A 13,748-nucleotide genomic window follows, 5' to 3' on the forward strand; every position below is an offset into this window, starting at 1 on the left:
GCCGAGGACCCGCGGGTGCACACCGTGCCCAATCCCACCGGCCGCACCCCGGCCGCCCTCAACGCGGCGATCAAGGCCTCGCGGGCAGCCGACTCCACCGTCTCGTTCTCCTGCGCCGGCCTGCGGTGACGGCCACGCGGCGACGTTTCGGCATCCTGCGTGGAGACCGGTCCCCGGTGCCTGCCGTGCCCGGCAGCGGCCTGCCCGTCCTCGACGGACTGCGCGTCGTTCGTCCTGACGTCGTTCATCGGAAGGAATTCACCCCGTAAACATGATCTTTCCTACAGCCGGGCGAGTCTAACCGGCCCACCACGCCCCGAATCCAGGCGGCCACGCCAACCGCCACTACTTCGTCACAAGTTGTCCCAAAGGTGCCTGCTGCAACGGCACGGGCCGGGGCGCCGGGTCCGCCTCGGGCTCGACGGCGGGCGGCAGTTCACCCGAAGGGGTCGTCGACTCACCGCCGTCCACCGGAAGTTGACCGGCGTCCCCGGCTTCCGGGACGCCGGGACGCGGGCGGACGTCCAGACCCTCCGGCTGCCGCTCCCGCCCCGGCATCCTCAGGGCGGCCACACCGCACGGCACCGACCGGTTGGCGTACGGCAGTCGCAGTTCCCCGTCCGCCGTCCACAGCCCGGATCCGGTCAACCACCCGGCAGGCGCGGGGAAGTGGAGCAGCTGCCGCTCCGCCGGCCGCCACATCCCGACCCAGCTGCCGAGCGCGCCGTCGATGCGGAGCGCCACCGCACAGCCCTCCGGGGTCAGCATCTGCCCAGGCTGGATCGCGAACGGCGTCACCGTGCAGTCCGGCACCCGCAGGCACTCCGGGAAGCGCACCGGCAGCGTGCTGCCCAGCACCCCCCAGCCCAGCCGGTCCCGCCCGGGAGAGGGCGCGTCAGAGCGGAGCAGCAGCAGTCCGCTGTCCGGGTCGGCGAGCAGCACCCGGTCGTCGCTCCCCTCGGTGATCTGCAGCAGCGGCGACATCTCCCCGCCGCGCTCCAGGTCCACCACGACCGCCTTGGTGCACCCGCCCGTCTCGCGGTCCAGCGCCAGCATCCGTCCCGCCCGGTCCAGCCACACCCCGCCCGAGCAGCGGCCCTGGACCTCCGCGACCGGCTCGGGCCCGAACGCGCCGCCCGCCACCCGCCACACCGTGCTCGACCGCGGGCCCACGGCGAGGGCGTACGCCCGCTCCCCGTCCGGGGCGGGCGGCAGCAGCCCCAGCCGGGTGGCCCCGTCCGGGCGTTCGACCGCGCCGAGCGGCAGTTCGCCGGTGCCGGGACCGGCCGGGTACAGCAGGGAGAAGGCGTGCCGCCCCTCCACCAGCCGGTGGATGAGGACCCGCCCGTCGCTCAGCGGCTGCACCTCGGTGCCGGGTTCCTCGGGCTGGTTGCCTGGCAGCGGAACGGCGTAGGGCTCGGGGCCGTCCAGGGTCCAGCGCTCCGGGAAGAGGGACTCACCGGCGAGGGCGAGGCGCGCGGCGTAGCAACCGTCCGCGGTGATGGTGCAGCCCGCCCGCCCGGCTCCGTTCTCGTGTCCCGCCGCAGGTTCGATGGCACAGACCGTCATCGTTCGGTCACCTCCGGTGACGAACGTAGTTTTCGTCCGCCCGGACGGTGGACGGGTGGGCCCCCGCTTCACACGTAAGGGTGCTCCAGGAACGATTCTCCTGAGGAGGGGGAGGGCGGTGTGCTCCACGGAGCCGGTACTCCCGTACGAAACAGCCAGGTAGCCTTGCAGACGTGCCCCGTCTGTCAGAAGTCATCGCCGCGCTGGAGAACCTGTGGCCCGCCGAGCGGGCCGAGTCCTGGGACGCGGTCGGCACCGTCGTGGGCGACCCCGACCAGGAGGTCACGCGGGTCCTGTTCGCCGTCGACCCGGTCCAGGACATCGTCGACGAGGCGGTGAAGCTGGACGCCGACCTGCTGGTCACCCACCATCCGCTCTATCTGCGCGGGACGACCACGGTGGCGGCCTCCACCTTCAAGGGCCGCGTGGTGCACACCCTCATCAAGAACGACATCGCGCTGCACGTCGCCCACACCAACGCCGACACCGCCGACCCGGGAGTCTCCGACGCCCTCGCCGGCGCGCTGGACCTCAGGGTCGTACGGCCCCTCGTCCCCGACCCGGCCGACCCCGAGGGCCGCCGGGGGCTGGGCCGCGTGTGCGAGCTGGACCACCCGCTGACCGTCCGCGACTTCGCCGCCCGTGCCGCCGAACGGCTCCCCGCCACCGCGCAGGGCATCCGATTCGCCGGCGACCCCGACGCGCTCGTCCGCACGGTCGCCGTCAGCGGCGGCTCCGGCGACAGCCTCTTCGACCACGTCCGGGCCGCCGGGGTGGACGCCTTCCTCACCGCGGACCTGCGCCACCACCCCGCATCGGAGGCGCGCGCCCACAGCCCCCTCGCGCTGCTCGACGCGGCGCACTGGGCCACCGAGTGGCCCTGGTGCGAGCTGGCGGCAGCCCAGCTCGACCAGATCTCCGACCGTCACGGATGGGGCCTGCGGGTCCATGTCTCGAGGACGGTCACCGACCCCTGGACCGCCCACGCGGCGTCCACCGCCCCCACCGAACCATCTGGAGCCCCCAACTGAACGCCGCGCCCGCCGACCAGATCCGACTCCTCGACGTCCAGGACCTCGACGTACGGCTGCAGCAGCTCGCCCACAGGCGGAGGTCGCTGCCCGAGCACGCCGAGATCGAGTCGCTGAACCGGGACCTCGCCCAGCTGCGCGACCTGCTCGTCGCCGCGCAGACCGAGGAGAGCGACACCGCCCGCGAGCAGACCAAGGCCGAGCAGGACGTCGACCAGGTGCGCCAGCGCGCCGCCCGCGACCAGAAGCGCCTCGACTCCGGTGCCGTCTCCTCGCCCAAGGACCTGGAGAACCTCCAGCGCGAGATCGCCTCCCTCGCCAAGCGGCAGGGCGACCTCGAAGACGTCGTCCTGGAGGTCATGGAGCGCCGCGAGTCCGCGCAGGAGCGGGTCGCCGAACTGACCGAGCGGGTCGGCTCCGTACAGGGGAAGATCGACGACGCGACCGCGCGGCGGGACGCCGCCGTCGAGAAGATCGACGGCGAGGTCGCCTCGATCACCAAGGAGCGCGAGGTCGTCGCCGGCTCCGTGCCCGCCCCGCTGCTGAGCCTGTACGAGAAGCTGCGCGAGCAGCAGGGCGGCGTCGGCGCGGCGAAGCTGTACGCCCGTACCTGCCAGGGCTGCCGTCAGGAGCTCGCCATCACCGAGCTGAACGAGGTCCGGGCCGCCGCCCCCGACGCGGTGCTGCGCTGCGAGAACTGCCGCCGCATCCTGGTGCGTACGTCGGAGTCGGGGCTGTAGGGGCGTCCGGCTGTGCGGGAGTTCATCGTCGAGGCGGACGGCGGGTCGCGCGGCAACCCGGGCCCCGCGGGCTACGGGGTCGTGGTCAGGGACGCGGCGACGGGGGAGACCCTGGCGGAGGCGGCCGAGTACATCGGCTTCGCCACGAACAACGTGGCCGAGTACCGGGGCCTGCTCGCCGGACTCACCGCCGCCCGCGCACTGGACCCGGAGGCGCGGGTGCACGTCCGGATGGACTCCAAGCTTGTCATCGAGCAGATGACGGGCCGCTGGAAGATCAAGCACCCGTTGATCAAGCCGCTCGCGGCGGAGGCGGCCCGCGTCCTCCCGCCGGAGCAGGTCACGTACGAGTGGGTCCCGCGCGAGCGGAACCAGCACGCCGACCGCCTGGCCAACGAGGCGATGGACGCGGGCAAGCGGGGCGAGCAGTGGTCGCCCTCGGCCTCCCGCGCCGAGCTGGACACCCGGACACCGCCCGAGCCGCCGGGCCCGCCCGGAGACGCCGATGAGGCCACCGGTGCCGCAGCCGCGGATGTCCGGGCCGCGCAGGCCGTCGCCACGCCCGGGGTCGGGTGGGCGGGGCCCGACATGGGGGCGCCCGCCACGTTCGTACTGCTGCGGCACGGAGAGACGCCGTTGACCCCGCAGAAGCGTTTCTCGGGGAGCGGCGGAAGTGATCCCTCCCTCTCCGCCGTCGGGCGGGAGCAGGCCGAGAGGGTCGCCGCCGCGCTCGCCCGGCGCGGCACCGTCCAGGCGGTCGTCGCCTCCCCGCTCGCCCGCGCCCGCGAGACCGCCGGCATCGTCGCCGCCCGCCTCGGTCTCGACGTGAGCGTGGACGACGGACTGCGCGAGACGGACTTCGGCGCCTGGGAGGGCCTCACCTTCGGCGAGGTCCGCGAACGGTACCCCGAGGACCTGGACGCCTGGCTGTCCTCCCCGGACGCCGAACCCACCGGCGGCGGCGAGAGCTTCGCGGCCACCGCCGCCCGGGTCGCCGCGGCCCGCGACAAGCTGATCGCCGCGTACGCCGGCCGTACGGTCCTGCTCGTCACCCATGTGACACCCATCAAGACCTTCGTACGGCTGGCGCTGGGCGCACCGCCCGAGGCCCTGTTCCGCATGGAACTGTCGGCGGCCTCACTCTCCGCCGTGGCCTACTACGCCGACGGCAACGCCAGCGTCCGCCTGTTCAACGACACCTCGCACCTGCGCTAGGTGCTGGGGCCTGTCCGGCGGATCAAGTCGGGGGAAAGAGGCGGCGCCGTGCAACCCAGGTGAGCGGGGTCTGGTGCGTCCAGATGCAAGGCGGAGGAGGGAGTCGACGCGATGGGGGTCCCCCCCCGCTCATGGGGGTCCCCCCGCTCGAGCGAAGCCGAGAGTGTGGGAGAAGTCGAGAGTGGGGGAGTCGGCGACCGACGACAACGCCGCAGATGGGCGTGCCAGACCCCGCGTTCCCGGCATGACCCGCCGGACAGGTCCTAAGCCCTGAGCCGCGCCGCCTCGCGGGCGAGCGCCTCCACCCGGGCCCAGTCACGGGCGGCCACCGCGTCCGCCGGCAGCATCCAGCTCCCGCCCACACAGCCCACGTTGGGCAGCGCGAGATAGTCCGGCGCGGAGTCGGGGCCGATCCCTCCGGTCGGGCAGAAACGGGCCTGGGGGAGCGGCCCGGCGAGCGACTTCAGATACGCCGTACCGCCCGCGGCCCGGGCCGGGAAGAACTTCATCTCCCGGACCCCGCGTTCCAGCAGCGCCACCACCTCCGAAGCGGTCGACACCCCCGGCAGGAACGGCACCCCGGACGTCCGCATGGCCTCCAGCAGCGTGTCCGTCCACCCCGGGCTGACCAGGAACCGCGCCCCGGCCGCCACCGCCTCGCCCACCTGCTCCGCCGTGATCACCGTCCCCGCGCCGACCACGGCCTCCGGCACCTCACCGGCGATCGCCCGGACCGCCTCCAGTGCGGCGGGCGTCCGCAGCGTCACCTCGACCGCAGGCAGCCCCCCGGCCACCAGCGCACGCGTCAGCGGTACGGCGTCGGCGGCGTCCTCGACGACGACGACGGGAACGACGGGTGCGAGGTCGAGGACCGAGGGCACGGGAGAACTCATGGCGTCATCCTGCCCCTACCGATGCGTCATGCGCAAAGGCCATTGCGCATACTGCAATAGGCGGGTACCCCTCAGTGCACCTCGTCCACCAGCACATCCAGCGACCACGCCACCCCCACCCGTGCCGGCGCCGCCGCCTCCACCTCGTAGCCGAGGTCGCGCAGCGCCTCCACCAGCTCGGCGGGACCCTTCGGCGCCGCCCCGGCCGTCAGCAGGCTCCGTACGATCCGCCCCTTGGTCGCCTTGTTGAAGTGGCTGACCACCTTCCGCGTCGGCGCATGCAGCACCCGTACGGTCGCCGTCCGCGCCGCCACCTCGCCCTTCGGCTTCCAGGCCGCCGCGTACGCCGCCGACCGGAGATCGAGAACCAGCCCCTTCCCCGCCACCTCGGGCAGCACCTCGGCCATCGGCGCACGCCAGTGCCCGCTCAGCGCGCCGAGGCCGGGCAGCTTCACCCCCATCGAGCAGCGGTAGGACGGGATCCGGTCGGTGACCCGGACCGCGCCCCACAGCCCGGAGAAGACCAGCAGCGACTTCGCGGCCCGCCGCTTCGCCGCCGCGTCGAGGGACGCCAGGTCCAGGGCGTCGTACAGCACCCCCGTGTAGATCTCCCCGGCGGGCCGCGCCCCGGCGGTCCGCAGCTCCGCGTTCTTCGCGACCTCGCCGCGCAGTCCCTCGCTCAGCCCCAGCACCTCGCGTGCCTTGTCCTCGTCGCCGGCGCACAGGTCCACCAACTCGGCGAGAACCGCCTCCCGTGCGGCGGTCAGCCCGGGCAGCGACAGCGACTCGGGCTTCAGCGGTGCACCGCGGCCGGAAGCGGCCTTGCCTTCGGACGGCGGCAGCAGGACAAGCACACGTACTCCTTCGGTAGAGCTCGCCAGTCAGGGTACGGCGTGCGTGAGCGTGTCCGGTTCGGCGCCGTGGAGCAGGGCGGTTAGACGCCATCCCCCAAGGGAGGGGCTGCGGCGATCCGTGCGCCGAGGGTGCGTACGAGGCCGTCGGCGTCGTCCGCGTGGAAGCGGACCACGCGGACCTCGCGGCGGTGACCGAGGAAGGTCAGGTGCACCACCGGCTCGGTGAGCTCGACCGTCACGGTGGTCTGCGAGCCGACGGCGAGATCGAGCTCGCCCTCGGCGTTCTCGTGCGTCATCCGCAGCTCACGCCGGACCGAGGCGATCCGCTCCAGCGGTATCCGCAGGTCGACGTGGACGGCCTGGCGAACCCGCAGCACCCCCGGGTCCAGGACATGGGGACGGACGACGGAGGCGGCGTGCAACGCGATGACGAAGACGACGGTGTACACGTCCAGGAAGAGCACCACCGCATGCACCCTCGGCCAGTCGCTCAGCAGCACGGACATCGCGACCGTCTCGACCACGCACACGAACGCCAACCCGAACATCACCGCCGCCTGCCCGCCCGCGTACCCGAAGGCCGCCCCGCCGCCGGTGCCGTGCGTCCGCCGTGCCAGCCACAGCCCCAGGCTCGCCATCAGCCGCAGCTCGTGCCGGACCAGCGACCGGCCCACCCGCAGGCCCCTCACGACCGGCCCTCCGCCACGATCCGCATCGCCCGCCGGATCGCCTCCGCCTGCGCCGGGGGGAAGTCAGCGTAGAAGGCCCGCAGAAAGCTGTTGTTCTCATCGAGCCCCGCCCCCTCCGGCACCAGCTCCGCCGGTACGCACGCGGCGAGGGCACGGGCTGCCTCCTCCACCCGCGGGTCATCCGGTCCGGTCTCCGCGAGCTCATCGAGCAGGCGGTACACGGTCGCGGCCCGCTCCACCCCGCCCGGAGCCCCCACCACCTCGCCCATCAGCCCCATCAGCCGCTCCCGCTCCTCCGGCGGCGCCGACGTCCCGATCAGCGCGAGCAGTTCGCGGTCCTTGGCGGCCATGGGGGAGCCCGACAGCCCGCCGGTGTCCCGGAAGAGCGCGGCCAGCTCCGGGGAGACCGGCCCCTCGGCGGTCAGCTCGTCCTCCGACTCCAGCAACGCCCGCAACCGCGCCCGCCGCTCCCGGATCGCCTCCTCCTGCCGCGCCAGATCCTCGTCCAGCTCCGTCAGCACCTCGGCGAGGTCCTTGCCGGCGTCGTCCGCGAGCACGTCCCGCACCTCGGCCAGCCCCAGCCCCAGCTCGGTCAGCCGCCTGACCCGCGCCAGCACGACGGCGTGCCGCAGGGTGTAGTCCCGATACCCGTTCCCCAGCCGCTCCGGCTCCGGCAACAGCCCCAGATGGTGGTAGTGCCGCACCGCTCGCGTGGTCACACCGACGACGGCGGCGAGTTCTCCGATCCGCATGCCACCAGTAGAAACGTTGCCGCTGCGACAGGGTCAAGCAGCCCGATCGGGCGAACGGTACTGGTTCGCCTCCAGGAGAGCCTCCCGTACGCCAACCTGGGCGGCCGACAGAAAGCAGAGGCAACACTGTGATCACCTATGACCCGCTGTCGGAGGAACTCCTCCTCGACTGGTTCACCACCCTCGACCCCCCATACGGATTCCGGGCCGAGCTGATCGAGGGCGAGCTCCTCCTCACGCCCCCGCCGGACGGATCACATGAGCACTGCCTCAGCCTGACCACGAGCCAGATGTACACCCGCTCTGCGACCGGCATGGCCTTCTCCGGCCACAAGGGCCTGAAACTGCGAGGCGCCGAGGGCAGTCCCGACGACCACGTGATCCCCGACTGGCTCCCACCGGATCTCGCCTCTTCCGGGGAGCCGCCCCGTGGATGCCCGGCGAGGGGATCGCCATGGTGATCGAAGTAACCGGCACCAAACCCGAGACCGACCGGGAGACCAAGCCGCGCTGTTACGCACGCGGTGGCATCCCCCTCTACTTCCTCGTCGACCGCGAAGCCTCCGCGATCACGCTGTTCAGCGACCCACAGAAGAACGAGTACCACGAGCGGTGCACCCGCCCCCTGGGCAAAATCCTGTCCCTTCCTGCTCCCTTCTCCTTCGACCTGGACACCGCCGACTTCCTCTGATCCCCTGTGGACGGGGGTGCGAGCGGTGGTAAACGGACGGGAACAGGCACGCTGGACCAGGGCGCGGCTAGGTCGGTGCGGGCCTCCGCTCGATCTGCTCACCGCCCGCTTCGACCGGCACGAGTACGCCCCGCACGCCCACGACGAGTACACGGTCGGCGTCACCGTCGGGGGGCTGGAGGTCATCGCCTACCGGGGCGGGCGCATCGTGTCGGGCCCGGGCTCGATCGTCGTCCTCGAACCCGGTGAGATGCACACCGGCGGCCCCGCCGCCCCCGACGGCTACTCCTACCGCGCCCTCTACGCCGCCCCCGCCCTCCTCACCGAAGGCACCCTCGGCACCGGTCTGCCGCACTTCCGCGACCCGGTCCTCGACGACCCCGAACTGGCCGCCGCCCTGTGCCGCACGCACACCGACCTCAGCGCCCACCCCGACCCCCTGGAGGCGGAGTCACGCCTGCCCTGGCTGCTCACCGCCCTCGCCCGCCGCCACTCCACGTCCCGCGCGAGCGACGACACCGTCCCCGGCGCCGGACCCATCGCCCTCGCCGTCCGCGACCGCCTCGCCGACGAACTGCTCGCCCCGCCGTCCCTGGCCGCCCTCGCCGCCGACCTGGGCCTCTCCCGCTACCAGCTGCTCCGCGCGTTCCGTACGACGATGGGGGTGCCGCCCTACGCCTGGCTCGCCCAGTACCGGGTGAGCCGGGCCCGCGCCCTCCTCGACGCCGGACTGCGCCCCGCGGAGGCGGCCGCACTCGTCGGCTTCGCCGACCAGGCACATCTGACCCGCTGGTTCCGCCGCGTCCTGGGGGTGACCCCGGCGGCGTACCGCAACAGCGTTCAAGACACCGGGCGCTGACCGGACCGACACTGACCGCATGACTGCACGCGGCTGGTTCCTGTTCTCCCTGATGGGAGTGGTCTGGGGCATCCCCTATCTGATGATCAAGGTGGCGGTGGACGAGGTGTCCCCGTCGGCGGTGGTGTTCGTCCGCTGCGCCCTCGGCGCGCTGCTCCTGCTCCCCTTCGCGCTGCGTCAACCGGGCCTCGCCCGAAACGTACGCACCCACTGGAAGCCAATGCTGGCGTTCGCGGTCATCGAGATCATCGGCCCCTGGTACACCCTGACCGACGCCGAACGCCACCTCTCCAGCTCCACCGCGGGCCTGCTGATCGCGGGCGTACCGATCGTCGGCGTTCTGCTGTCCCGCTTCTTCGGTGCCGCGGAGTCGCTCGGCGCCCGCCGCGTCACGGGTCTGGCGCTCGGACTCGGCGGCGTCGGCGTCCTCACCGTCCCCCACCTGACCGGCGGCGACGCCCTCTCGTTGGCGGAGGTCCTGGTCACGGTCGTCGGCTACGCCACGGCACCCCTGATAGCCAACCGCCACCTCAAGGACGTCCCGACGCTGCACCTCATCACGCCCTGTCTGGCCCTGGCCGCCCTCGTCCACGCCCCCGCAGCCGTCGCGACCCGCCCGGCGGCCCTGCCCTCGGCCGAGGCGCTGGCCGCCCTGGCCGCCCTGGGCCTGGTTTGCACGGCGGTGGCCTTCGTGGCCTTCCTGGAACTGATCAAGGAGGCCGGCCCGATCCGCGCATCGGTCATCACCTACGTCAACCCGGCGATCGCGGTCGCGGCCGGCGCCCTCTTCCTGGACGAACCCCTCACCGTGACCGTCCTGGCCGCCTTCGCCCTGATCCTCACCGGCTCGGTCCTCGCCAACGCGGAACGGAAGCCGGCCGGCCGCCGGGTACAATGGTCCACACGGCAGACGAGCCGGGCGGACGGCCGCGTGGAGTCCCTCACGGGACTTCCCGAGGAACGTCCGGGCTCCACAGGGCAAGGTGGTGGCTAACGGCCACCCGGGGTGACCCGCGGGACAGTGCCACAGAAAGCAAACCGCCGGGGACCGCAGTCCTCGGTAAGGGTGAAACGGTGGTGTAAGAGACCACCAGCGCCTGAGGTGACTCAGGCGGCTAGGTAAACCCCACCTGGAGCAAGGTCAAGAGGAGACGCCTCTTCGGAAGCGTCTCTGCGCGGACGCTCGAGGGCTGCCCGCCCGAGTCCGCGGGTAGACCGCACGAGGCCGGTGGCAACACCGGCCCTAGATGGATGGCCGTCGCCCGGGGCTCCGCGAGGAACCCCGGGAACAGAACCCGGCGTACAGCCCGGCTCGTCTGCCGCTGTTGGCGAACGCGAGCTGCGGCACGAGGCGCACTCCCCACCCTGAACGGACACTTCGCAGTCGATCATACGCGCGGCGTACTCACCAGCCGGTCGGCCACCTTCGCCACGTCCGAGAGCAGCCCGGAGGGTTCCTGGTCGAGGTCGAGGGCGTGCTGGTGGATGACGATGCCCGCGTGCCGGACCACGTGGGCCGCGTGTGGGGCGTTGCCCTTGGCGTACACCAGGTGACCTTCGCGCAGGCCGAGGGCGGTGCAGTACGCGAGCATCTGGTAGAGGTCGGCGTCCGGAAAACCGTCCCGCTTCTCGGCCTTGTACTTGGCGTCCACGACGGCGCACGGGGCGCCGTGCGGCCCGTAGAGCACGAAGTCGGGCTTCATACGGATCGCGGACGCCTCGTCGAGGTGATGCGGATCCTGGAGCCGCGCCGAGTGCCCGAGGCCACAGCACGCCTCGCGCAGCGCCACCGTCACGAAGTCCTCGAAGAGCTTGTTCATGTCGAACAGGAAGCCGTCGACGCGCAGTTCACCGGGCGCGTGCTCGACGGAGGCGTTGTCCAGGACGACCCGGGCCAGGTGCAGGGCGTGCTGGTAGCGCGAGTTGAGTCGGCTCGGCTGCCAGGCAGGCAGCGGCTGACCCCGCACGATCGCCATGACCTCGGCCAGGCGGGCACGTTGGTGGAGCAACCCGCGACGCACGTCGTGGGGTACGCCGGGCAGTCGCAGGAGGCGCTCGACGGCGGCGCGCAGCAGGCGGTTCTCCGCGATGTCGGTGGTGAACTCGTCGTATTCCACCTCCACCGGCAGCGTCGCACCGAACCGCCGCCGTATCTGCTCGGCTTCCCGGATGCGGCCCCGGACCACCAGGGACGTCTCCTCGGTCACCCGATATCCCTGGAGGAGCCCCTGCCACAGGGCGCGGTCGATCTGCCGCTCCACGGCATGGGCAAGGGCGGGCAGCAGATCGCGGTGCCCGGTGACATCGACGTCCCCGTCCCGCCAACCGCCCTTCGGGTCGAGGCCGTACCCGAGGAGGAAGAAGAGGCGGGCGATGGGAACCTTGGGGGTGACGCGTACGGTGACCGGCTCGTCGTCCCCCGGCACCGCGACCGCCACCGCGCCGACCTTGCTGCCGGCCCGCAGGGACCAGTGCCCCGGGACATACGGATCAGGAGCCGCGTCCACGATGTCCCCGGCCGCCAGTGCCCGCCCGATCGCGTCCGGCAGCACGACGCCTGCGGCCGCCGCGTGCTCGACGAGTTCGACGACACGGGTCACCTCGACGACTCCCGCAGGGCGGCGAGCCCGTACCGCTTCTCGACGTCCACGCCTTCCCCGTAGTGGTACTCCTCCAGCAGGGGCAGGATCTTGGTCCGCCACGTCCGTTCGAGGCCGCCCTCCCGATAGACCCCCTTCTTCATCAGATACGAGGGCCCGATGCGGAAGTCGGCGTCGTCGATACGGGAGTTGAGCGCGTCGAGCAGGTCGGCCGGCTCGGCGTCGTGTCCCTCGCGGGTGAGCCAGCGGCGCAGCAGTCCGCTGGTCGGCTCGGTGCGCGGGGACAGTTCGACGAAGGCGAAGCGGCGGCGCATCGCCGCGTCGACGAGGGCGATCGACCGGTCGGCGGTGTTCATGGTGCCGATCACGAAGAGGTTGGGCGGCAGCGCGAAGTCGTCGCCGGAGTACGTCAGCCGGACCGACTTGTTGCGGTACTCCAGCAGGAAGTACAACTCGCCGAAGACCTTCGCCAGGTTGGCGCGGTTGATCTCGTCGATGATCAGGAAGTGCGGGATGTGCCGGTTGCCCTCACGGGAGGCCAGATCGGCGAGTTCGCGCAGCGGACCGGCGGTGAGCCGGAAGGCGACCTCGCGGGTCTGCGGATCCTCCTGCGGCCGGAAGCCCTCGAAGAAGTCCTCGTACGCGTACGACGGATGGAACTGCACGAGCTTGACCTGCTCGGGCCCGCCACCGAGGAACTCTGCTAGCTTCAGGGCAAGATACGTCTTACCGGTCCCGGGCGGGCCGTACAGCACCAACTGCCGTTCGTCCCACAGCAGGTCACGCACCTCACGCAACCAGCCCGTGCCGTTTACGAGGAGCTCCTCGGCCAACTCGTCCGTGGGCTCGGGCAGCTCCAGCTCACGCCGGGCGGTGAGCGCGGGGATCTCCACGCTCGGGTCCCGATCGGCGGCCTCGGCCTCCTCGATCAGGTCCTCGTCGCTTATCCCCAGGCCGTCGACAAGGTCCTTCACCGCGGTCAGGTCGACGACGTCATGCTGCGCGGAGAGCTTCTGCTGGAGTGCCTCGGGCAGGCCCTCGTACGCGTGCCCGTCGTCCGCCCAGTCCACCGGCCGGCGCAGATCCGACCGGCCGTCCTCGGAAGCGAGCTGCTCGGCGTCGCCCGTGATCTTGCCGACGTACAGCCGACCGCCCGAGATGGTGCACATGGTGTCACCGGGCCTCATCCGGGAGAGGAACATGTGCAGTTCCTCGACCAACTGCACCTTCTGGTTGTACGTCGCGGTGGAGGCGTAGTCCTCCTCGACGGCGGTGCGCAGCCGGTCCTTGCTGACGCCCTGCTCGACACCTTGCCGCAGGTGGCGTGCGCGCAGGGTCACCAACCCCTCGGACAGCCACAGGCGCCGGACGAGGTCGAGGCCCGAGACATTGGAGCCGCGTACCAGCCAGGCCCGGTTGGGCCCCCACCACACCTGGTCGAGATAGTCGGAGAGCGGATGGCCGTCGTCCGTCTTCCACTCCAGCCAGCCGTTGGCACTGCGACCGACCAGGATCTCGGCGGCGGCAGACGGCGAGTTGCACTCGACGTCCCGCGTCGTCTCCAGCCAGCCGGGCCAGTTGGCCGACCGAGTGAGGACCCCTTCGTCGATCAGCCGCTGCCTCAGCCGGTAGGACGACGGCATGCGCACGGGGAACGACGGCACCACCTCGGACCGGCCGGGAGAACCGGCCAGGACGACGAACTTCTGACTTCCGTTCGTCCCCTTCTCGGTCAGCAGCCGTCCCCGGGCCTCGGGGCCGCCGTTGGGCAGCCGGAGCCGGAACTCCGGGTACTGCGGGCCGTCGTCGGCCATGGGTTCGGTTCCCCCTTGCACAGCTGGTGCGATCTCGATTG

The 13,748-nt window shown here is 72.0% G+C and carries 11 protein-coding genes, 1 other RNA gene and 2 pseudogenes; 7 read left to right on the forward strand and 7 right to left on the reverse strand.

All coding sequences use genetic code 11. The features are described from left to right. Nucleotides 1-345: 345 nt before the first annotated feature. Complete coding sequence (locus AB0L56_RS16665; protein WP_365423987.1) at nt 346-1,569, reverse strand: hypothetical protein; 1,224 nt, start codon at nt 1,567-1,569, stop codon at nt 346-348. Nucleotides 1,570-1,742: 173 nt separating this feature from the next. On the opposite strand from AB0L56_RS16665, the gene AB0L56_RS16670 reads away from it, so the two are divergent. From AB0L56_RS16670 to AB0L56_RS16680, 3 genes are read left to right on the forward strand one after another with little or no spacing between them, the layout of a single operon-like run. Next, complete coding sequence (locus AB0L56_RS16670) at nt 1,743-2,600, forward strand: Nif3-like dinuclear metal center hexameric protein (RefSeq protein WP_365423990.1); 858 nt, start codon at nt 1,743-1,745, stop codon at nt 2,598-2,600. Beyond that, entirely contained in the window at nt 2,597-3,340 is a 744-nt protein-coding gene (locus AB0L56_RS16675) for a C4-type zinc ribbon domain-containing protein (RefSeq protein ID WP_365424162.1), read from the forward strand. Before AB0L56_RS16670 ends, AB0L56_RS16675 begins: the two co-directional genes overlap by 4 nt. Nucleotides 3,341-3,352: 12 nt before the next feature. Beyond that, nucleotides 3,353-4,555 (forward strand): bifunctional RNase H/acid phosphatase, encoded by a 1,203-nt coding sequence (locus AB0L56_RS16680; protein WP_365423993.1) that lies wholly within the window; start codon nt 3,353-3,355, stop codon nt 4,553-4,555. A 263-nt stretch (nt 4,556-4,818) separates the two neighbouring features. Here the strand turns inward: AB0L56_RS16680 and eda are convergent, their stop codons facing one another. From eda to AB0L56_RS16700, 4 genes are all read right to left on the reverse strand, one after another. After that, nucleotides 4,819-5,448, reverse strand: a complete 630-nt coding sequence (gene eda / locus AB0L56_RS16685) for a bifunctional 4-hydroxy-2-oxoglutarate aldolase/2-dehydro-3-deoxy-phosphogluconate aldolase (protein ID WP_365423996.1) — start codon at nt 5,446-5,448, stop codon at nt 4,819-4,821. Nucleotides 5,449-5,519: 71 nt separating this feature from the next. Beyond that, nucleotides 5,520-6,302, reverse strand: coding sequence for a peroxide stress protein YaaA (yaaA, locus tag AB0L56_RS16690; RefSeq protein WP_361022480.1), 783 nt, complete (start codon nt 6,300-6,302; stop codon nt 5,520-5,522). A gap of 80 nt (nt 6,303-6,382) precedes the next feature. Then, complete coding sequence (locus tag AB0L56_RS16695) at nt 6,383-6,940, reverse strand: hypothetical protein (protein ID WP_365424164.1); 558 nt, start codon at nt 6,938-6,940, stop codon at nt 6,383-6,385. A gap of 47 nt (nt 6,941-6,987) precedes the next feature. After that, nucleotides 6,988-7,743 (reverse strand): MerR family transcriptional regulator, encoded by a 756-nt coding sequence (locus tag AB0L56_RS16700; RefSeq protein WP_365424000.1) that lies wholly within the window; start codon nt 7,741-7,743, stop codon nt 6,988-6,990. 131 nt (nt 7,744-7,874) lie between these two features. Here AB0L56_RS16700 and AB0L56_RS16705 point away from each other — a divergent pair. The 4 genes and pseudogenes from AB0L56_RS16705 (at nt 7,875) to rnpB (ending at nt 10,612) form a co-directional block, all read left to right on the forward strand. Continuing rightward, nucleotides 7,875-8,434: pseudogene (locus AB0L56_RS16705) on the forward strand (Uma2 family endonuclease). A 25-nt stretch (nt 8,435-8,459) separates the two neighbouring features. Then, nucleotides 8,460-9,293 (forward strand): AraC family transcriptional regulator, encoded by an 834-nt coding sequence (locus tag AB0L56_RS16710; protein ID WP_365424003.1) that lies wholly within the window; start codon nt 8,460-8,462, stop codon nt 9,291-9,293. A gap of 19 nt (nt 9,294-9,312) precedes the next feature. After that, nucleotides 9,313-10,140: pseudogene (locus AB0L56_RS16715) on the forward strand (DMT family transporter); the annotation flags it as partial. 64 nt (nt 10,141-10,204) lie between these two features. After that, an RNA gene (rnpB, locus tag AB0L56_RS16720) (RNase P RNA component class A) lies at nt 10,205-10,612 on the forward strand. A gap of 69 nt (nt 10,613-10,681) precedes the next feature. Here the strand turns inward: rnpB and AB0L56_RS16725 are convergent. Both AB0L56_RS16725 and AB0L56_RS16730 read right to left on the reverse strand, forming a co-directional pair. Then, on the reverse strand, nt 10,682-11,893 hold the full coding sequence (locus tag AB0L56_RS16725) for a restriction endonuclease (protein ID WP_365424006.1): 1,212 nt from the start codon (nt 11,891-11,893) through the stop codon (nt 10,682-10,684). Next, nucleotides 11,890-13,707 carry a DUF4357 domain-containing protein gene (locus tag AB0L56_RS16730; RefSeq protein WP_365424009.1) on the reverse strand — a complete coding sequence of 606 codons (1,818 nt, stop codon included), beginning with the start codon at nt 13,705-13,707 and terminating at the stop codon, nt 11,890-11,892. Before AB0L56_RS16730 ends, AB0L56_RS16725 begins: the two co-directional genes overlap by 4 nt. Nucleotides 13,708-13,748: the final 41 nt, after the last annotated feature.

Origin of the sequence: Streptomyces sp. NPDC052079 (assembly GCF_040680275.1) — a bacterium.
Classification (GTDB): domain Bacteria; phylum Actinomycetota; class Actinomycetes; order Streptomycetales; family Streptomycetaceae; genus Streptomyces.

What these genes read in the sequence shown, in the direction of transcription:
- AB0L56_RS16695 (WP_365424164.1), bottom strand. Translation starts at nt 6,940, where the DNA reads ATGGCGAGCCTGGGGCTGTGGCTGGCACGGCGGACGCACGGCACCGGC.
- AB0L56_RS16700 (WP_365424000.1), bottom strand. Translation starts at nt 7,743, where the DNA reads ATGCGGATCGGAGAACTCGCCGCCGTCGTCGGTGTGACCACGCGAGCG.
- eda (WP_365423996.1), bottom strand. Translation starts at nt 5,448, where the DNA reads ATGAGTTCTCCCGTGCCCTCGGTCCTCGACCTCGCACCCGTCGTTCCC.
- AB0L56_RS16665 (WP_365423987.1), bottom strand. Translation starts at nt 1,569, where the DNA reads ATGACGGTCTGTGCCATCGAACCTGCGGCGGGACACGAGAACGGAGCC.
- AB0L56_RS16730 (WP_365424009.1), bottom strand. Translation starts at nt 13,707, where the DNA reads ATGGCCGACGACGGCCCGCAGTACCCGGAGTTCCGGCTCCGGCTGCCC.